Annotated in this window: 18 protein-coding genes; 12 read left to right on the plus strand and 6 right to left on the minus strand. The window is 65.2% G+C overall.

The features are described from left to right. Positions 1-17: 17 nt before the first annotated feature. The 3 genes from TSA1_RS31870 to TSA1_RS31880 all read left to right on the plus strand — a co-directional run bounded on the left by TSA1_RS31870 (position 18) and on the right by TSA1_RS31880 (position 3,062). Positions 18-842, plus strand: a complete 825-nt coding sequence (locus tag TSA1_RS31870) for a 3-hydroxybutyrate dehydrogenase (protein ID WP_100179788.1) — start codon at positions 18-20, stop codon at positions 840-842. A gap of 49 nt (positions 843-891) precedes the next feature. After that, on the plus strand, positions 892-2,040 hold the full coding sequence (locus TSA1_RS31875) for a DUF3734 domain-containing protein (RefSeq protein ID WP_100181449.1): 1,149 nt from the start codon (positions 892-894) through the stop codon (positions 2,038-2,040). 71 nt (positions 2,041-2,111) lie between these two features. Beyond that, positions 2,112-3,062 (plus strand): oxygenase MpaB family protein, encoded by a 951-nt coding sequence (locus TSA1_RS31880; RefSeq protein WP_174719163.1) that lies wholly within the window; start codon positions 2,112-2,114, stop codon positions 3,060-3,062. A 189-nt stretch (positions 3,063-3,251) separates the two neighbouring features. Here TSA1_RS31880 and glgA read toward each other — a convergent pair whose 3' ends face one another. Next, positions 3,252-4,667, minus strand: a complete 1,416-nt coding sequence (gene glgA / locus TSA1_RS31890; protein ID WP_100179789.1) for a glycogen synthase GlgA — start codon at positions 4,665-4,667, stop codon at positions 3,252-3,254. A 192-nt stretch (positions 4,668-4,859) separates the two neighbouring features. Between glgA and TSA1_RS31895 the strand changes: the two genes are divergently transcribed. The 8 genes from TSA1_RS31895 to TSA1_RS31930 all read left to right on the plus strand — a co-directional run bounded on the left by TSA1_RS31895 (position 4,860) and on the right by TSA1_RS31930 (position 13,857). After that, entirely contained in the window at positions 4,860-6,056 is a 1,197-nt protein-coding gene (locus TSA1_RS31895; protein ID WP_100179790.1) for a CaiB/BaiF CoA transferase family protein, read from the plus strand. 131 nt (positions 6,057-6,187) lie between these two features. Continuing rightward, on the plus strand, positions 6,188-7,732 hold the full coding sequence (locus tag TSA1_RS31900; protein ID WP_100179791.1) for an ABC transporter substrate-binding protein: 1,545 nt from the start codon (positions 6,188-6,190) through the stop codon (positions 7,730-7,732). A 7-nt stretch (positions 7,733-7,739) separates the two neighbouring features. After that, positions 7,740-8,690: an ABC transporter permease gene (locus tag TSA1_RS31905; RefSeq protein ID WP_100179792.1), complete on the plus strand. Its 951-nt coding sequence runs from the start codon at positions 7,740-7,742 to the stop codon at positions 8,688-8,690. Then, positions 8,677-9,549 (plus strand): ABC transporter permease, encoded by an 873-nt coding sequence (locus TSA1_RS31910; protein ID WP_100179793.1) that lies wholly within the window; start codon positions 8,677-8,679, stop codon positions 9,547-9,549. Before TSA1_RS31905 ends, TSA1_RS31910 begins: the two co-directional genes overlap by 14 nt. Continuing rightward, positions 9,546-10,535, plus strand: a complete 990-nt coding sequence (locus TSA1_RS31915) for an ABC transporter ATP-binding protein (protein ID WP_100179794.1) — start codon at positions 9,546-9,548, stop codon at positions 10,533-10,535. The genes TSA1_RS31910 and TSA1_RS31915 overlap by 4 nt, the downstream gene beginning before the upstream one ends. Beyond that, on the plus strand, positions 10,532-11,503 hold the full coding sequence (locus tag TSA1_RS31920) for an ABC transporter ATP-binding protein (protein ID WP_100179795.1): 972 nt from the start codon (positions 10,532-10,534) through the stop codon (positions 11,501-11,503). The genes TSA1_RS31915 and TSA1_RS31920 overlap by 4 nt, the downstream gene beginning before the upstream one ends. A gap of 75 nt (positions 11,504-11,578) precedes the next feature. Beyond that, positions 11,579-12,646, plus strand: coding sequence for an alcohol dehydrogenase (locus tag TSA1_RS31925; RefSeq protein WP_100179796.1), 1,068 nt, complete (start codon positions 11,579-11,581; stop codon positions 12,644-12,646). A 131-nt stretch (positions 12,647-12,777) separates the two neighbouring features. Then, positions 12,778-13,857 (plus strand): isocitrate/isopropylmalate dehydrogenase family protein, encoded by a 1,080-nt coding sequence (locus tag TSA1_RS31930; protein WP_174719164.1) that lies wholly within the window; start codon positions 12,778-12,780, stop codon positions 13,855-13,857. 46 nt (positions 13,858-13,903) lie between these two features. On the opposite strand, the gene TSA1_RS31935 is transcribed toward TSA1_RS31930, so the two are convergent. The 5 genes from TSA1_RS31935 to TSA1_RS31955 form a co-directional block, all read right to left on the minus strand. Further along, entirely contained in the window at positions 13,904-14,185 is a 282-nt protein-coding gene (locus tag TSA1_RS31935) for a hypothetical protein (RefSeq protein WP_100179798.1), read from the minus strand. Positions 14,186-14,284: 99 nt separating this feature from the next. Then, positions 14,285-15,100, minus strand: coding sequence for an enoyl-CoA hydratase (locus tag TSA1_RS31940; protein ID WP_100179799.1), 816 nt, complete (start codon positions 15,098-15,100; stop codon positions 14,285-14,287). A gap of 120 nt (positions 15,101-15,220) precedes the next feature. Then, complete coding sequence (locus TSA1_RS31945; RefSeq protein ID WP_100179800.1) at positions 15,221-16,570, minus strand: L,D-transpeptidase family protein; 1,350 nt, start codon at positions 16,568-16,570, stop codon at positions 15,221-15,223. 407 nt (positions 16,571-16,977) lie between these two features. Beyond that, positions 16,978-17,349 carry a helix-turn-helix domain-containing protein gene (locus TSA1_RS31950; protein WP_020608151.1) on the minus strand — a complete coding sequence of 124 codons (372 nt, stop codon included), beginning with the start codon at positions 17,347-17,349 and terminating at the stop codon, positions 16,978-16,980. A gap of 29 nt (positions 17,350-17,378) precedes the next feature. Continuing rightward, complete coding sequence (locus tag TSA1_RS31955; protein ID WP_100179801.1) at positions 17,379-18,428, minus strand: LysR family transcriptional regulator; 1,050 nt, start codon at positions 18,426-18,428, stop codon at positions 17,379-17,381. Between the two features lie 484 nt (positions 18,429-18,912). Between TSA1_RS31955 and TSA1_RS31965 the strand changes: the two genes are divergently transcribed. After that, positions 18,913-19,179, plus strand: a complete 267-nt coding sequence (locus tag TSA1_RS31965) for a hypothetical protein (protein ID WP_097659543.1) — start codon at positions 18,913-18,915, stop codon at positions 19,177-19,179. The last annotated feature ends 177 nt before the right edge of the window (positions 19,180-19,356 follow it).

The following is a 19,356-nucleotide window of genomic DNA, read 5'->3' on the forward strand; positions in this document are numbered from 1 at the left end:
CCAATGGAGGTCGTGTCATGAACATACCGCTGAAGCCGCAGACGTCTCAGCCGGCACGCGCGCTGGCCGGCAAGGTGGCGCTGGTCACGGGATCGACCAGCGGTATCGGTCTCGGCATCGCGCGTGCGCTGGCGGCGGCCGGCGCCGACGTGGTGCTGAACGGCCTCGGCGTCGCCGCCGAGATCGGCAAGGTACGCGAGCAGATCGTCGCCGAGTTCGGCGTCAAGGCGAGCTATTCGCCGGCGGATATGACGAGGCCCAAGTCGATCGCCGAGATGATCGCGGCGACCATCGCCGAGTCCGGCCGGCTCGACATCCTCGTCAACAATGCCGGCATCCAGCATGTCGCGCCGCTCGAGCAGTTTCCGGTCGAGAAATGGGATCAGATCCTCGCCATCAACCTGACCTCGGCCTTCCACACGACGCGGCTCGCGCTGCCGGCGATGCGGCAGAGCGGTTTTGGGCGGATCATCAACATCGCCTCGGCGCACGGCCTGGTCGGCTCGCCGTTCAAGGCAGCCTATGTCGCAGCCAAGCACGGCATCGTCGGTCTGACCAAAGTCACGGCGCTGGAGACTGCGGAGGAGGGCATCACCTGCAACGCGGTCTGTCCCGGCTACGTCTCTACGCCGCTGGTCGAAGCGCAGATCGACGGGCAGGCCAAGGCGCACGGCATTTCCCGCGACCAGGTCATTCGTGACGTGCTGCTGGCGCAGCAGCCGAACAAGCGCTTTGCAACGGTCGAGGAACTCGGTGCGCTGACGGTGTTCCTGTCGACGGACGCGGCCGCGTCGATCACCGGGATCGCGCTTCCCGTCGATGGCGGCTGGACGGCGCATTGACATGAGCCGGCGCAACAAGTCGAATATTCGACCAATGCAGGAGCCTGACATGAACGGCAGACACGACAAAACACCGGGCAAGGGTCACGACCTGCCGGGTCAGGTCGTTCTCGTGCTTCAGGGCGGCGGCGCGCTCGGTTCCTATCAGGCCGGCGTCTACCAGGCCCTGCACGAGGCCGGCATCGAGCCGGATTGGGTCATCGGTACCTCGATCGGCGCCATCAACGCGAGCCTGATCGCCGGCAATCCGCGGGAGCATCGACTTGCGCGCCTGAGGGAATTCTGGAAGCGGATGGAGCAGAAGCCGGTTTGGGACTGGCGATCCGCGTTTCCCGGCTTCAACGAGAAGCTGGCCTATTGGTCGACCGTCACGCACGGCATTCCCGGTTTCTTCCGGCCCAATCCGCTGGCACATGCCGGCGATTCCTATCCGCTCGGCGCCGACAACGCGGGCTATTATTCGACCGCGCCGCTGGAGAAGACGCTGAGCGAGCTGGTCGATTTCGATCTCGCCAATCGTTGCGCGCCGCGTCTGACGGTCGGTGCGGCGCACGTCGGCACCAGCCAGATGCGCTATTTCGACAGCCGTGACGGCGAACTGACGGTGAAGCATGTGATGGCTTCGGGCGCGCTGCCGCCGGCCTTCCCGGCGGTGCGCATCGACGGCGAACTCTATTGGGATGGAGGCATCCTGTCGAACACGCCGACCGAGGCGGTGTTCGACGACAATCCGCGACGGGATTCGCTGATCTTCTCCGTGCATTTGTGGAATCCCGTCGGCGCCGAGCCGACGACGATGGCGGAGGTGCTGAACCGCCACAAGGACGTGCAGTATTCCAGCCGCATTTCGAGCCAGATCGCACGCCAGCAGCAGGCCCACCGCCTGCGCCATGTCATCAACCAGCTCGCAGCGCGGCTTCCGGAGGCCGAGCGTAACGATCCCGCGGTGAGGGAGTTGACGAGCTACGGCTGTCCGACCCGCATGCATGTGGTGCGGCTGCTGGCGCCGCAGCTGGAGCTTGAGACCCACACCAAGGATATCGACTTCAGTCCGTCGGGGATCACGCGGCGCTGGCACGCTGGTTACGCTCACACAAAGTCGGTGCTTACGCGCAAGCCGTGGGTCGGCGAGTTTGATCCGCTGGCCGGCGTGGTGCTGCACGAGCATACGGACGAGATGCCCATGGCAGCGGAATAGAGCCGCTCATCATCGAATTGCCACAGGCCCTGCGGATCGTCGGCGATCCGCAAGGCGAAAGGCCCTGGCAAGTGGTGTCAGCGAACGATCTCGAGGCAGCCCTCGATCAGGTCCGCGCCAACGCGGCGGGACCGATGGCGGGCGTGTTCGGTCCTGACACGCTGACCTGGCGGATCGACCGTGAGGCCGTCATCTTTCTCGGTGCCGGCCGCGCGCTGTTGCTGCAGCTGGCCCATCCCTGGGTGGCGGCTGCCATCGCCGAGCACTCCAAGACCTTTGCCGATCCGATCGGACGTTTCCATCGCACTTTCGACATCGTCTTCGCCATGGTGTTCGGCTCGCTCGACCGTGCCTTGCTGTCGTCGCGGCAGCTGCACCGGCGCCACGGCATGATCGTCGGAGAGATGCCCGAGACGGTCGGCCCCTTTGCTGCGGGTTCGCGCTATTGTGCCAACGACATCGCCTCGCTGCGCTGGGTTCATGCGACGCTGGTCGAGACCGCGTTGATGGCGCACGATTTGGTCTTGCCGCCATTCTCTGTGGAGGAGCGCGAGCGTTACTGGACCGAGAGCCGGCTGTTCGGTGCCTTGTTCGGATTGACGGCGGTCGATTTGCCGGGGGACTGGGCCGGCTTTGCTGCTTACAATGCCGCGATGGTGCAGTCGGATACGTTGACCGTCAGCCCGGCAGCACGCGAGATCGCCATGCAAATCTTCTCGGGCGCGCGTCCGTGGCTGCGGCCGCCGCGATGGTATCGCGCGATCACGGCGCGAATGCTGCCGGAGCGATTGCGATCTGGCTTCGGGTTTAGGCTCGATGAGCGGGACAAGAGCGCGGCCGACAACGCGCTGACATGGATCCGGCGCATCTATCCGAAATTACCGGACCGGCTGCGCTATGTCGGTCCCTACCAGGAAGCGCAGGCGCGCTTGCGCGGCGAGCCGCAACCCGACTGGATGATCCGCTGCCTTAACAGGGCCTGGATTGGACGGCCGCAGATGGACGTGCGCGGGAAGGGGTAAGTTTTCTGCTCTCAGCTCCGTCATCCTGAGGTGCGAGCAGCGCGATGCAGACGCGTCGCGCCGGGAGCCTCGAAGGATGCGCGGCCCCGCTGCTGCAGCAGGGCCGTCGCCCTTCGAGGCTCGCCAAAGAGGCGAGCACCTCAGGGTGACGGTGATGGATAGGTGCGCACGACGGGGAACGTCTCGGCCTCACACCGAGGCCAGCTTCCGATACAGCGCGTTGTAGCTGCCGGCCGAGATGGTCCAGGAGAACGACCGTCCCATGGCACTGCGGCGCATGGTGTCGAGCTGGTCTTGCGCCATGAAGGCGGAGAAGGCCCGGCGGACGCCGCCGAGGAAGGAATCGCGCGAGGGCTTCGAGAACAGGAATCCGGTCTCGCCGTCGGTGATGGTCTCGGCAAGGCCGCCGGTCTGGTGCCCGATCGGCAGCGAACCGAAGCGCTGGGCGTACATCTGGCTGAGCCCGCACGGCTCGAAGCGCGAGGGCATCAGCGTGAAATCGCTGCCGGCAAAGATGCGGCGAGCTTGCGCCTCGTTGAAGCCGATCACCACGCCGATGGCGTCGGGGCGGCGGCGATGCGCGTCGATCAAGGCCTGCTCCAGCGCCGGCTCGCCGGACCCGGTGACCACGATCTGCCCGCCGGCATCGACGATCTCGTCGGCCGCCGACAGCACGAGGTCGATGCCCTTCTGGTGCACGAGGCGCGCGACGATGCCGAACATCGGGCCGCGCGACACCGCCAAGCCGAACTGCTTGCGCACGTAATCCGCATTGGCCCTCTTGCCGGCCCAGTCGCCGGCGCCGAACTGCTGGGCAAGCTGGGCACAGGAGCGCGGGTCCCAGCTCTCGTCGATGCCGTTGAGGATGCCGGTGAGCTCGGAGGCGTCCGAGCGCAGGCGGAGCAGGCCCTCCAGGCCGCAGCCGAATTCCTCCGTCGTGATCTCGCGCGCATAGGTCCCGCTGACGGTGGTGAGGTGCGAGGCGTAGACCAGCCCGGCCTTGAGGAAAGAGACCTGATCATAGAATTCGACGCCGTCGATGTGGAAGGAGCTCTCCGGTGCGCCGATGCGCCGCAGCGCCTCCTTCGGGAAGAGGCCCTGATAGGCGAGGTTGTGGATGGTCAGGATCGACGGCAGCTTGGCGCCGCGCCAGGCGAGATAGGCCGGCACCAGCGAAGCCTGCCAGTCATTGGCATGGATCAGGTCTGCTGCCCAATTCTTGTCCAGCTTGCCCATGGCCAGCTCAGCGGCTGCCGAGGCAAAGCGCGCGAATCGGATGTCGTTGTCCGGCCAGTCGCGCCCGGACTCGTCGCCATAGGGATTGCCGGGCCGGTCGTAGAGCTGTGAGCACAACAGCACGTAGACGGGCATTCCGTCCTTGGTCGCGGCTCGGCCGAGCGAGCAGGCGGGCATCTCCGCGAATGCCGGACAGCGGCCAACGATCTGAATATGCGTGAGTTGCTCGATGATGTCGCGATAGCCGGGCAACATGATCCGGATATCGGCAAAGGGGCGAAGAGCGCGGGGCAGAGCAGCGGACACGGCGCCGAGTCCGCCGACGCGGACGAAGTCGTCCATCTCCGTGGTGACGAACAAGACCCTCAAGAACAGCTGCCCTCTTCCGATCCCGTTTGCTGCTATGCAAGAACGGGTCCAGTTGCCCAGGAATTTCTTAAAGCCCGCCCACGCGGCGCGTCTTTTCGGTAAACACTTTCCTACTCAGCCGCCGCCCTCTAGGGTCGCCGCATCAACTAGAGAGAACTTCCGTAGTTCCAAAAACCCGAGGACGCGGCACGTATGCAGCTAGCAGATAAGCATGAGGGGACGACGACAAAGGCCTTCGCAGGCCTGCGGGTCCTGGATTTTTCGACGACCATCGCAGGTCCTCACTGCGCGCGGATGCTAGCTGATATGGGCGCCGAGGTCATCAAGATCGAGACCGACGGCGGGGAGACGATGCGGACCCGGCCACCGCTGCGTAACGGCTGCAGCACCGCGTTCGGCCAGCTCAATGTCGGCAAGAAGAGCATGGTCCTCGACCTCAAGTCCGAGGACGGCAAGGAGGCTGTGCGCCGGCTGGCCGCGACATCAGACGTTCTGGTTGAGAACTTCCGTCCCGGCGTGATGCACCGCCTGCGGCTCGACTATGACAGGCTGCGCGCGGTTAATCCGCGGCTGATCTATTGCTCGATCTCCGGCTACGGCCAGACCGGCCCCTCGGCCGAGCTGCCTGCTTACGCCCCGGTGATCCACGCGGCCTCAGGCTACGACATGGCGCATCTCGCCTACCAGCCGGGCCGCAACCGTCCGGACTATTGCGGCATCTACCACGCCGACGTCGTCACCGGGACCTACGGTTTCGGCGCGATCGCGTCCGCGCTCTATCAGCGCACCGTGACGGGGATCGGCCAGCACATCGACGTCTCCATGCTGGAAACGATGCTGTCGCTGACTCTGACCGAATTGCAGAGTGCCCAATTCGCGGTGAAGCCGCCGCCGCGCCCGATGTTCGGCCCGACCGAGACGGCCAATGGCTACGTCATGATCACGGTCGCCAGCGAGAAGACCTTCCAGGCATTGATGGGCGTGATCGGGCACCTCGACTGGATCACCGACCCGCGCTTTGCGACCTATGCGGCTCGCCGCGACAACTGGGCCGAGGTGATGGACGGGGTCGAAGCCTGGTCGCGGCAGCTCACGACCGACGCCTGTCTCGCAGCACTCGGTGGGGCCGGCGTGCCGGCTTCGGCCTATCGCACCGTGTCCGAGGCGCTAGCCGATCCGCAGCTCGCGCACCGGCAGGCGCTCTCCGAGGTGCGGGACGAGGGCGGCTCGTTCCAGGTGCTCAACCTGCCATTCCGGATGTCGGGCGCCGACATCACGCCCGGCAAGACGATGGCCGTGCTCGGCGAGCATACCGATGGGCTGCGCCATGAGATCGGCCTCGCTGACGACGCGCCAATTCCGACAGGCAAAACAGCCGCGACACGCTGAGCAACATTGCGCCGCACCTGCGGCGTTTGATCTGTCGCGCGTGCCCCTTGCCGTCGCGAGCATTTGTCGCCAATCTCGCCTCCAGTCATTCAGCGATCCGAAACATCGGACGAGGGATCCCGGGAGGAACCATGACGAAGTCTGCTGCTGCGGCGCGCAAGCACGCGCCGATTTTCCTTGTTGCGGCATTTGCGCTCCTTCCGCTGGCTGAGCCCGCGCAGGCGCAGAAATCCGGCGGCAGCATCACCGTCGGCCAGGAGCTGGAGATTGCGGGCTTCGATCCGCTCAAGGTCGGCGTCTACGACACCTCCACCTTCACCGCGGCCGCCGCGATCTTCGATACGCTGACGACGCTCGACGACAAGGGCGAGGCCGCGCCCAAGCTCGCGGTGTCCTGGACTCATTCCGACGACTACATGACCTGGACCTTCAAGCTGCGCCAGGGCGTGACATTCCACGACGGCACGCCGTTCAATGCCCAGGCCTTCAAGGAGAATTTCGACCGGCAGAAGGACCCGGCCAACAAGTGCCGCTGCGCCTTCTACATCACCAACGTCAAGGAGGTGCTGGCGCCCGACAACGACACCATCGTCTACAAGCTCACCGATCCCTCGGTGAACCTGCCGGCGACGATTACCATCCAGAGCCAGAACAACGTCATTCATTCGCCGACGGCCTGGAAGACCAAGGGCGACGACTACAACCGCAATCCCGTCGGCACCGGGCCCTACATCCTGAAATCCTGGACCGCCGGCGACCGCATGGTGCTGGAGAAGAATCCCAACTACTGGGACAAGGGCCGCCCCTATCTCGACCGCATCGTCCTGAAGCCGCTGCCTGACGCGCAGTCGCGTTTCGCCTCGCTGCAATCTGGCGAGGCCGACATCATCTGGGACGACGAGGCTGACGCCGACAATATTTTGAAGGCGCAGAAGGACTCCAAGCTCACCGTTCACACCTACAAGGGCTCGGGCGCGCAGGTTTACGCCTTCAACACCAAGGTCGCGCCGTTCGACGACGTCCGTGTGCGCCAGGCGCTGGTGATGGCGATCGACCGTCCGAAGATGTCGCAGGCGATCAGCAACGGCCTGAGCCGGCCCGCCAGCAATCCCTATGGCGACGGCTCCTGGGTCAAGTGCAAGGACGACGGCGCGCTGCCCTTCGACGTCGAGAAGGCCAAGGCGCTGATCAAGGATTACGGCAAGCCGGTCGAGTTCAAGACGCTGGTGACCGCGACGCCTAGGGGCCGCATGGTCGGCCAGGTGCTGCAGCAGTTCTGGAAGCGCGTCGGCGCCAACATGGAGATCGAGCAGGTCGACCAGGCCACGATTCCCTCGCGCGCCTTCACCCGCCAGTTCCAGATGACGCCCTGGCGTATCGTCGATCTCGCCGATCCGGATCCGCAGATGTACGCGAATTTCCGCAGCGGCAGTCCGCTTGCGCTCGCCGGCTTTTCAAATCCCGAGCTCGACAGGCTGCTCGACCATGCACGCGTCACGGCCGATCCCGGCCAGCGGACCGAGGATTACTGCGCCATCAGCCGCCTGATCAACAAGGAGGCGATCTGGTTCTGGACCTTCCAGAACACCTATTACGCGCTGTCGAGCGCCAAGCTGAAGGGCTTCCCGAAGATCTACAACAGCGTGATCGATGTCTCGATGACCTGGCTGGAATGATGGCGCGATGCTGAACTTCGTCGTTCGGCGGCTGCTTGCCATGCTGCCGGTGCTGCTCGCCGTCTCGCTGCTGACGTTCCTGATCGCCTCGCTGCTGCCGGGCGATCTCGCTCTCGTCATCCTGGGCGATCAGGCGACGCCTGAGAATGTCGCGGCGCTGCGCCGCGACATGGGGCTCGATCAGCCGCTGTGGTGGCGTTATCTGAGCTGGCTCGGCCATGTCCTGCAGGGCGATCTCGGCCGCTCGTACCGCACCGGGCAGACGGTGCTGCAGGCGGTCGCCGAGCGCATTCCGGTCTCGCTCCAATTGATGCTGATGGCCGAGTTCATCGGCCTCGTGATCGGCGTTCCGGTCGCGATCGCCTGCGCGGCACGGGCCGGCGGCGCGTTCGACCGCTTCATGACCGGCAGCGCGTTCGCGATCCTGTCGATGCCATCCTTCCTGGTGGCGATCCTGCTGATCTATCTGTTCGCGCTCGAGCTGCACTGGCTGCCGGCGACCGGCTATGTGCCCTTCACCGAAGAGCCACTGAACAATCTCCGCTTCTTCGTGCTGCCGGCGCTGACGCTGGCGCTGGCCGAATGGCCGGGAATCATGCGGGTGCTGCGGTCCGACATGATCGCGACCCTGCAGGAGGACTATATCGCGCTGGCGAAAGCGAAAGGTCTCAAGCCGGCGCGCATCCTGTTCGTGCATGCGCTGAAGCCGTCGTCGCTGACGCTGGTGACGGTGACCGGCATCAATATCGGCCGCCTGCTCGGCGGCACGCTGATCGTGGAATCGATCTTCGCGCTTCCGGGCATCGGCCGGCTCCTGGTCGGGGCGATCTACACCCGCGATCTCGTCATCCTCCAGGGCGTGGTGCTGCTGGTCGCCTGCGGCTTCGTCATCGTGAACTTCATCGTCGACATGCTCTACGCGGTGCTCGACCCCAGGATCCGTCATGGCCACGCTTGAGCTTTCGATAAAGGACGACGCGACGGCCGCCCCCAGCAGGCGCAAGCGCAGGCTCGGCCTGTTGTTCTGGATCGCGAGCACCTGGCTCGTGATCATCCTGGCCCTCGCGATCCTCGCCCCGGTGCTGCCGTTGCAGAACCCTGTCGACATGGACATGCTGGAGCGCCGCGCGGCGTTCTCTACCGAGCACTGGCTCGGTACCGACGGGCTCGGCCGCGACGAGCTCGCCCGCCTGATCTTCGGCGCGCGGGCCTCGCTGACGGTCGGGCTGATCGCACCGATGATCGGCCTGACCATCGGCGGCGCGTTCGGCCTGCTGGCCGGCTATTTCCGCGGCCGGTTCGAGACGCTCGTGGTCGGCAGCATGGACGTGCTGCTCGCCTTTCCGCCGCTGATCTTCGCACTCGCCGTGACCGCCTATCTCGGCCAGTCCGTCCCCAACCTCACCCTGATCCTCGGCGTACTCGGCATTCCCGCCTTCATGCGGGTGGCCCGCGCGGCGACGCTGACGCTGGCGCGGCGGGAATTCGTGATCGCGGCCGAGGCGCTGGGGGCCAGTCATGCGCGCATCCTCGTGCGCGAGCTGTTGCCGAACGTGATCCTGCCGCTGCTGGCCTTCTTTCTGCTCGGCGTCGCCGTCACCATCGTGGTCGAGGGTGCGCTGTCCTTCCTCGGCCTCGGCGTGCCGCCGCCGATGGCGAGCTGGGGCAGCATGATCGGCGAGGGGCGCGACAGCCTCGACGTCGCGCCGCGGCTGGCCTTCCTGCCGGCGGCGGGGCTGTTCCTCACCGTGCTGGCCTTCAACCTGGTCGGAGATACCTTGCGGGCACTGACCGACCCGCGTCAGGGGGCGCTGTGAGCACGCTCCTGACCATCGCGGACGTCGTGGTCGAGCTGCCGACGCCGCGCGGAAACCTGCGCGCTGTGGATCACGTCGATCTGTCGCTCGAGGCGGGCCGCACGCTCGGCATTGTCGGTGAATCCGGCTGCGGCAAGACCATGCTGTCGCGCGCGGTGTTGCAGCTGCTGCCGAAGAAGGCGAAGCTCACGGGACGCGTGATGTTCGACGGCCAGGATCTGGCGCGCCTCGCGCCGGAAAGCCTGCGGCGCCTGCGCGGGCGAGACCTTGCGGTCGTGTTCCAGGACCCCATGACCTCGCTCAATCCGGTGCTGACGATCGGCACGCAGCTGATGGAGACGATCCAGGAGCATCTCGAGCTCGACGCGTCCGCTGCGATGGCGCGCAGCATCGAGCTGCTGACGGCCGTCGGCATTCCCGCGCCGGAGCAGCGGCTCGCGCAATATCCGCATCAATGTTCCGGCGGCATGCGCCAGCGCATCGCGATCGCGATCGCACTGTCCTGCGAGCCGAAGCTCCTGATCGCGGATGAGCCGACCACCGCGCTCGATGTCACCATCCAGGCACAGATCCTCGATCTGCTTGCGCGCGAGCAGCGCCGCCGCCACATGGCGATGATCATCATCACCCACGATCTCGGCGTCGTTGCCGGCCGGGCTGACGAGGTCGCGGTGATGTATGCGGGCAGGGTGGTGGAGCGCGCGCCGACGCAAGCCTTGTTCAAGCGCATGCATATGCCCTACACCGAGGCGCTGTTGGCCGCGATCCCGAAGCTGGATGCCGCGCCGCATACTCCGCTGCCGGCCATCTCAGGCCGGCCGCCGGATCCGACACGGCCACTGCGCGGCTGCTCCTTTGCGCCGCGTTGTCGCTATGCCGCAGGCCGTTGTCACGAGGCCAAGCCCGCGCTGACGAGCGCGGAGACGCCTGGACATCTCTATGCCTGCTTCCACCCGATCCAGATGGCGGCGGGAGTTGACGCATGATGCAGCTTGCCGTGCGGGCCGAGCCGCTTCTGGACGTCGATCATCTCGTCGTCGAATATGGTCTCGGCAACAAGACGGTTCATGCCGTCTCCGGCGTCAGCCTGCAGGTCGCGCGCGGCGAGACGCTGGGGCTGGTCGGCGAATCCGGCTGCGGCAAGTCGACGCTGGGGCGCGCGGTGCTGCAATTGCGCCGTGCCAAATCCGGCCGCGTGCTGTTCGACGGCGAGGATCTGACCGCGATGGAGGGCGAGGCGCTGCGCAAGATGCGCCGCCGCGTGCAGCTCATCTTCCAGGACCCGATCGCCTCGCTCAACCCGCGGCGGCGGATCGGCGACATCGTGGCCGAGCCGCTGATCATTGCCGGCGTCAAGGACGCCGCCGAGCGCAAGCGCAGGGTTCACGAAGTGCTTTCGGCGGTCGGGCTCGACCCCGAGCTCGTGGCGAACCGCCTGCCGCACGAATTCTCCGGGGGGCAGTGCCAGCGGATCTGCATCGCGCGATCGCTGGTGCTCAACCCGGAGTTCATCGTCTGCGATGAGCCGGTTTCGGCGCTCGACGTCTCCATCCGCGCGCAGATTCTCAACCTGCTGGAGGAGATGAAGGCGCGCTTCGGGCTGACGCTGCTGTTCATCGCGCATGACCTCGCAGTGGTCAAAGCGGTCAGCGACCGCGTCGCGGTGATGTATCTCGGCCGGCTCTGCGAGGTCGGTCCGTCCGAGCAATTGTTCGCCAAGCCCGTTCATCCCTATACGGACCTGCTGTTGCAAGCGATTCCGGTTCCTGATCCGGACGTCCGTCCCGTCGAGGGGGTGGCCGTTGGCGAGCCGCCATCGCCGATTGCGCCGCCGTCCGGCTGCCGCTTTCGCACCCGCTGCCCGCGGGCTGATCAGCGATGCAGCGCGGAGATACCGGAGTTGCGCGAGGTCGCCCCCGGCCAGTTCGCAGCTTGCCATCATCCGCTGGCCTGAACTAAGACCGGTTTGTCTGGCCTTGCCGGCCATGGCATGGTGGCGCGGCGACAAGAAGCATGCGGGAGGACGCCAATGAAGAGTTTCAAGGTTGCCGATTTCAAGGCGCCGCTGCAGGAGTTCGACGAGGCGACGCCGCAGCCGACGGGCACGCAGGTGTTGATCAAGGTGAAGGCCGCCGGCGTCTGCCACAGCGATCTCCACATCTGGGAAGGCGGCTACGATCTCGGCCATGGCCGCAAGCCGCTGTCGCTGAAGGATCGCGGCATCAACCTGCCTCTGACCATGGGCCACGAGACGGTCGGCGAGGTCCTGGCGTTCGGGCCGGACGTCAAGCCCATCGATCAGGGCGATCTCAAGCTCGGCGATGTCGGCCTCGTCTATCCCTGGATCGGCTGCGGCAAGTGCGCGACCTGCCTGGCCGGTGATGAGAACATGTGCCTGACGCCGCGATCGCTGGGCGTCTATTGCGACGGCGGTTATGCCGATCACATGCTGGTGCCGCATCCGCGTTACCTGCTCAACCTGGAAGGCCTCGATCCCGCGACGACCGCTCCTTATGCCTGCTCGGGCGTCACGACATACAGCGCGCTCAAGAAGGTGGAGCAGCATTTCGACACGCCGATCGTGATGTTCGGCGCCGGCGGCCTCGGCCTGATGGCGCTGTCGCTGTTGAAGGCGATGGGCGGCAAGGGCGCGATCATGGTCGATATCGACGCCAGGAAGCGGGAGGCGGCCGAAAAAGCCGGCGCGCTCGCCACCGTCGATCCCAAGGCGCCGGATGCGCTGGAGCAGCTTGCCAAGAAGGCAGGTGGGCCGATCCGTGCCGTGATCGACCTCGTCGGCAATGCCGCTACGACGCAGCTTGGTTTCGACTGCCTTACCAAGGGCGGCAAGCTCGTCATCGTCGGCCTGTTCGGCGGCGGCGCGACCTGGGCGCTGCCGCTGATTCCAATCAAGGCGATCACGATCCAGGGCAGCTATGTCGGAAACTTGCGTGAAACGCAGGAGTTGCTCGACCTCGTGCGCACCAAGAAGATACCGCCGATCCCGGTGACGACGGCACCGCTCGCCAAGGCCAACGACGCGCTGGTGCAGTTGCAGCAGGGGGCGGTGGTCGGCCGCACGGTGCTGACGCCGTAGTTTCTCTTTACGTCATTCCGGGGCGATGCAAAGCATCGAACCCGGAATCTCGAGATTCTCAGGTGCGCAATTGCGCACCATAGTTCGGTCCTGCGGACCGCCCCGGAATGACACCTCTCTTAGGAACCCTCATGTCCGCAAACAACGCCTTCCACATTGCCGTGCTCGCCGGTGACGGCATCGGTCCCGAAGTCATGGCACCGGCGCTCGAGGTGCTGCGCAAGGTCGGCGACAAATCCGGCCTGAGCTTCCGCTTTACCGAGGCGCCGGCCGGCGCCACCAACTATCTTGCCACCGGCAAGTCGATGCCGGACAGCACGATCAAGCTCTGCGAGGATGCCGACGCGATCCTGCTCGGTGCCTGCGGCCTGCCATCGGTGCGCTACCCGGATAACACCGAGATCGCGCCGCAAATCGAGCTGCGCTTCATCTTCGATCTCTATGCCGGCGTGCGTCCGGCGCGTCTCATTCCGGGGGTGCCTAGTCCGATCGTCGGCGCCGACCAGCGCGGCATCGATCTCGTCGTGATCCGCGAATCCACGGAGGGCCTGTTCGCCTCGATGGGCAAGGGTGTCGTCACGCACGAGGACGCGCGCGAGACCATGGTGATCACGCGAAAGACCTCCGAGCGCCTGTTCGAGTTCTCGTTTCGCTTGGCCGAGCGGCGCAAGGCGCGCGGCAAGCCCGGCGCATTGACCTGCGTCGACAAGGCGAATGTGTTCAAGGCCTTTGCGTTCTTTCGCGGCATCTTCGACGAGATCGAGAGGAAACATCCCGGCGTGAAGACCGACCGGCTCTATGTCGATGCCTGCTCGGCGATGCTGGTGAAGCGGCCCTGGGATTTCGACGTGATGGTGATGGAGAACATGTTCGGCGATATCGTCTCCGACATCACCGCGAGCCTGATCGGCGGCCTCGGCATGGCGCCGTCGGCCGACATCGGCGACAAATATGCGGTGTTCCAGCCGTGTCACGGCACCGCGCCTGACATCATGGGGCAGGGCAAGGCCAATCCCACCGGCATGATTCTGTCGGCGGCGATGATGCTGGACTGGCTCGCCGAGAAGCATGGTGTGGACAGCGCGGCGGAAGCCGGCGAACAGATCGAGCGTGCGATCGATCAGGTCTATGCCGGGGGCATCAAGCCGATGGAATTTGGCGGCAGCAATGGCACGGCGGATATCACCAAGGCGGTGCTCGGGGCGCTGTAGTCGACGCGCGCGCATGAAAAAGGAGCCCTCGGGGCCCCTTCGTCGTTTACCAGCGACGCCAGTGGCGGTGGCCGTAATAGCCGTATGGCCGTGGCCCGTAAATGCGGCGCGGGCCGTAATAGCCATAGGCACGGTAATAGTTCGGTCGCCACCAGCAGCGACCCCAGGCATTGCAGACCATGCGCACCTGATCGACATTTGCGGCCGGCCCGCTTGCGACGCGGTCGGCCTGCGGAATGCCGTTCGGCATCGCGGCGATCGCCTGCCCTGACGCGAGCGCCGCGCCGCCCAGGGCAGCCAGACCAAGAACAGCAAATTTGAGTTTCATCGCAATCTCCCTCTTTGGTGGCGGAAGAACTTGCGAGGGATCAGTTGGTTGCTATCGCGGTACGCGTTGTCGAGGAATTTAATCTTCCTGAACGTTGGTTCACTTCCCCTGGAACTTCGGCTTCCGTTTCTCCATGAAGGCCTGGCGGCCCTCACGGAAGTCCGCACTGTCCATGCATGCGGTGCCGATCGCCTTGATCGCCTCCATGTCGCGTCGGCTTTCGTCCTTCAACACTTGCGCGATGGTGATCTTGGCGGCCTTGATCGCGAGCGGCGCGTTCTGCGAGATCGTCTGGGCAATCGTCATGGTCTCGCCCCAGAGCTCGTCGACAGGGAACACGCGCTCGACCAGGCCGATGCGCACGGCCTCGGCGGAATCGATCCGCATGCCCGTGTACATCAGAAGCCGCGCCCAGGACGGGCCGACCAGCGACACCAGGTGGCGCAGGCCTTCAAAGCCATAGGCGATGCCGAGCCTGGCCGCGGGAATGCCGAACTGGCTGCCGTGTGCGGCGAGGCGGATGTCGGCGAGCATCGCGACCTGCATGCCGCCGCCGAGACAGAAGCCCTCGATGCAGGCGATGGTCGGCTTGGGGTAGTCGGCGAGCAGAGCGCGCTGGGCTGCGCTGCGCCTGGCATATTCCTCGGACGCGGCCGCGTTATGCCGCGTCTTCTCGAACTGGCTGATATCGGCCCCTGACACGAACGCCTTGCCGCCCGCGCCGCGCAGGATGACGACGCGTACCGTCTCGTCGTCGCGCAAGGCCGTCAGCGCCTCGCCAAATCCCTCCCACATCTCCAGCGACATCGCGTTGCGCTTGGCGGGATTGTTGAAGGTGATCACGCCGACGCCATCGGTGACGTGCTTGAGGATCTTGCCGTCGGCGTAGGATGTTTCACCGGAGATGTCTGGCATCGCGCGCTCGCTTGTCGTGGGGCAAGCGCAATGTGCGGCCCCGACAGGGCCGGGGTCAACCGCGGCAAGGCGAGGGGCTTCGCAACAGCCTTTGCAGCGCTTGCATGGCGGCAGACGTGCCTACCGCGTCACATGCATGTGTGCGGTCAGCGGATGGCTGCCGGCATTGCTGAAGAACGCCGCCTCTTCGGCAGTCGCCTCCAGCAACTGCTCGTCCTGGTTATAGACGTCGTTGCGGAACTGGACGGTCTGGTCCTTCGTCATCCACGCCGTGAGATAGATCCAGGCCACCGGCACCTTCCTGGCCATGGCGACCTCCAGATGCTGTCCGGTCGCGATCTCCGCATCGATCGCGGCGCGACTCCATTTCGGCTGATCCTTGAGCAGCCAGGCGGCGAGATCGCGTACATTGTCGACGCGCGAGCAGCCATGGGAATCGAAGCGGTAGTCGTCACTGAACAGGTTCCGCTGGTTGGTATCGTGCATGTAGACCGAATAGGAATTCGGCATGTCGATCTTCACGGCGCCAAGCGCGTTGAAGCTGCCGTTGTGCTGACGCACCGTGAAGTTCGGCGTGTGCGTGCCCGACCAGTCGACCGAATGCGGGTCGATCGGATTGTCGTGGGCGTCGAGCACCTCCATGTGCATGCGCGACAGGTAGGTCGGGTCCTTGCGCATATGCGCCGAGATCTCGGTCTTGGCGATCGAGGCCGGCACCGTCCAGGTCGGGTTGAGGACGACGCTGGTGATCTGGGCCGTCAGTGTCGGCGAGGGCTTCTCGGTCTTGCCGACGATGACGCGATAGCGCCGCACCACGACGTCGTTCTCGACCGCCTCGGCAAAGGCGGCGGGGATGTTGACCACGACATAGCGCTGTCCGAAGCCGAAGTTCATGTTCTCGAGCCGCTGCAGCGAAGCTTCGAGCTGCCGGATGCGCTTCTGCACGGAGACGTTCATCGCGGCGATCGTGCGCGGCGTCATCGCGCCGGTTGGGGCCAGTCCGTGGCGGGCCTGGAAGCGCTTCACCGCGTCGGCGAGGTCCTGGTCGAACGCGCCGCCCGTCTTGTCGGCGGCGAGATCGCCGGAGAGGATGAGCCGCTTGCGCAGCAGCTCGTCGTTGGCGCCCTGGGCGCCGGGTGCGAACTTGGCATCTGCCGGAATGGTCGGCCAGCCGCCGCGCACCGCGAGATCGGAATAGCTGAGCGCGGCGTCCCTGATGCGCTGCGCAGAGCCCTCGTCATAGGTCGGCTCGTGCGTCAGCGCGAGCGCGGCGGCCGAACGGCTTTCCGGCGTCGAGGCGGGCGTCATGGCAGTTTTCGGCGCGGCCGCGTGGGCCGGATTGGCGGCAGACGGGACCGTCCCTGCCGTTGCCGGCCTGGGTGTCGCCTGGCCGATGGTCTCGGTTTGCGCCACCGCAGAGGCGCTGGCGAGCATGCCGACGGCGAGGATCATCGCATGGCGTTTCGACATGTGTCCCATTTTCCTCAGGAGAGCGAGGCCCGGGCGGGCCCCTCGCATTGGCATTGCGGGCCGCCCCGCTGCGGGGCGCCGATTCGCGAAATCGGCGAGAAACTAGAGCTTCGGTGTTGAGGTCCCATTAAGCACCGCAGACGGAAAAGCTCCGCGCGTCCGGTGCTGAGCCTCTCGACTGGGTCGCGGCGAGGTGGGGACGGGTTCGCGAAAAAAGCAGGGACGGCGGGAAAAGGTCAAGAAAAAGGGCGGCCAGGCCGCCCTCAGAACCAAGGCCACGCGCGGGAAGGCGCGCGGGCCAGATCCGATTCGAGAGGTCTGGTCCGGCCAGTCTCGTTCAATCCGGCCGCGCCCCCGTGACGCGGCGGATTGAAGATCGGCCGTGAAGACCAGACCGTCGATCGATCTCAGCTTTCGTTCGCCGCGATCGATTCCATCAGCGAAACGAGCTGGCGCTGCACCGTCTGATCCTTGATCTTGCTGTAGGCGCGCAGCAGGCGGAGGCTGAAGGCCGAATCGAGGAACAGCAGGCTCTCGACCTCGCGCGCCTTGTTGTCGCCGTCGTAGAAGAAGGTCACAGGCACGTCGAGGGCGGAGGCAATCTGCTGCAGGCGAGCCGCGCCCACGCGATTGACGCCCTTCTCGTACTTCTGGACCTGCTGGAAGCTGACGCCGAGCTTCTCGCCGAGCTCGGCCTGCGAGATCTTCATCTCGACGCGCCGCAGACGAATCCGCTTGCCGAGCTCGATGTCCGGCTTGCCGGCACTACGCTGCTTCATTCTCTTTGCCGCTGCTTTCATCTCTGTTCTCACCTTTGTTCTTCGGTTGAAAATCCCCCGAAGAGCTGGGTCAGGGGTTCGCCCATATAGGAGTCCTTGAATTCATGCGGGTGCACGAACTCTTCCTTAAACCACGGGAAACGAGCCGGATTGAAAGCCTCGATCAGCCAGTCAATCATGTGCCGCACGCGCGGAATACGGCCGCTACCGGGATGGTAGGACAACCAGATATCCAGCGGTCGGTTCAGCTCGACCTCCAGTGGAATTAGTTTTCCGCCAAGCGCAATGGCATAGCTCGGGAAGACGCCGATGCCGGCGCCGTTCGCGACCGCCCAATAGTTGGCGCTCGAGACGTTGGTCTTCATGACCAGAAGGTCACGTTCCGAAACGCCCGGGAAGAAGCTCTCGAAGGATTCCTTGGCGGCGAGCTGGTCGGCGAATTGCAGCACCAGGCGATGCTTGATCAATTCCGCCGCCGATCGCGGCGCGCCATGCTTTTCGATGTATTTCTCGGAGGCCCAGAACATCAGGTGCATGCGGCCGAGCCGTACCAGCTTGATGTCGAGTGCCGAAGGACGGGACAGATGAATGGCGACGTCGGCCTCGTGGCGCGAGACGTCGGCCGAACGCATCGCGCAATGCAGGTCGACCAGGATCTTCGGATAGGCCTGCTGGAATTCGACCAGGCGCGGGGCGAGCCAGAACGTGCCGAGGCCCTCGGTGACGGCAACCCGGACCTCGCCAGACAGCGCGTTGGCCATCGAATCGCTGGCGCGCAGCACGTCGAAAGTGGCGGCCTCCATGCGCTCGACGGCAGAGACGACCAGCGCGCCTTCATCGGTCAGATGGGTGCCGTGGACGTCACGGGTGAACAGGGTGGTGCCGGTCTGGCGCTCGAAATCGTCGATCCGCCGGCGCACGGCGTTGATCGACAGCGACAGGCGCTCGGCCGCCGACCGGAAACTTCCGCATCGGACGACTTCGAGGAATATGCGGGCCGCATCCCAATCCGAGAGGCCGCTGAGATTTGTCTTTGGGCGTTCCGCCAGAAGAACGCCCCTTTCCGCCAAGGAGTGCATACAAGTCCCTTCGGGTGGCTAAACTGGCAGAATCTGGCGCAAACCACAACCACGGCGGGTTGGGGGATGGTGAGTTTTGAACCGTCATCCTTACTATCTGGTGGGTGGTATTGGGATGCTGTCATGGGGTGGGAATCGGGCGGATTTTTCGTCCGTATGAGGGGTGTGGCGTGAGTTCCGTTGCGAGCCGTGAAATGGCTGCGGGATTGCAGGCGCTGTCCGCAACAATCGTTTTCGCGCGCAACCCGGCGCCCTGTCTTTCAATGGATCAATCGTCGCGCGCCGGACGTTTCCCGGCCGATCGCTTCGATGGCGTGCAACGGCGCAGCGCGGCGATGGTCGCGGGAACCGCAGTTCCACAGCAGGAACACGCTGAAATCAGGTTCGGAGGCACCGCAGCCTCATGCTATCCTCGCGGCTCCATCGGGGCCGAAGGGGTCGTCGCAATCACATCTCGCAGGCCGAATTAACGGAAAGAACGCCGGTGTCGCATTCAGACGAACAGTTGCAGTCGGTCCTGGAAACGCTCGAGGAGTGCCGCAGGGTTCTCACCGCGTGCAACAGCCGTGAGTCGGCCGAGTTGCTGTCCATTGTCATCCTGGACGTCAGGATGAAGCTCAAGGGAATTGACAGCGCCGATCTCAAGGCGCTGTGCGACGAAATGTTGCGGAGCGCCGCGAGCGAGCCGCCATCTCCTTCCAAGCAGACGCAGGACCAGCCCCGGCGTCCGCTGCTCCGCGTGGTGAAGTAGCCGCGCCGCCGAATCTCGCTTTTTGGCGAGATTTGCGCGCGTCCCGATGCCGCACCTGTGATCGCAGACGGCATCGGGAGGAGCCCTGGTTATGTGCGCCTCTGTTGCGCATTCCCCGGCATCGGCTACACCAGAGCCGGTTCGGCTCCGGGCCGGGCGCATTTTCCGCGCGCCGTA

Origin of the sequence: Bradyrhizobium nitroreducens (genome assembly GCF_002776695.1) — a bacterium.
GTDB lineage: Bacteria > Pseudomonadota > Alphaproteobacteria > Rhizobiales > Xanthobacteraceae > Bradyrhizobium > Bradyrhizobium nitroreducens.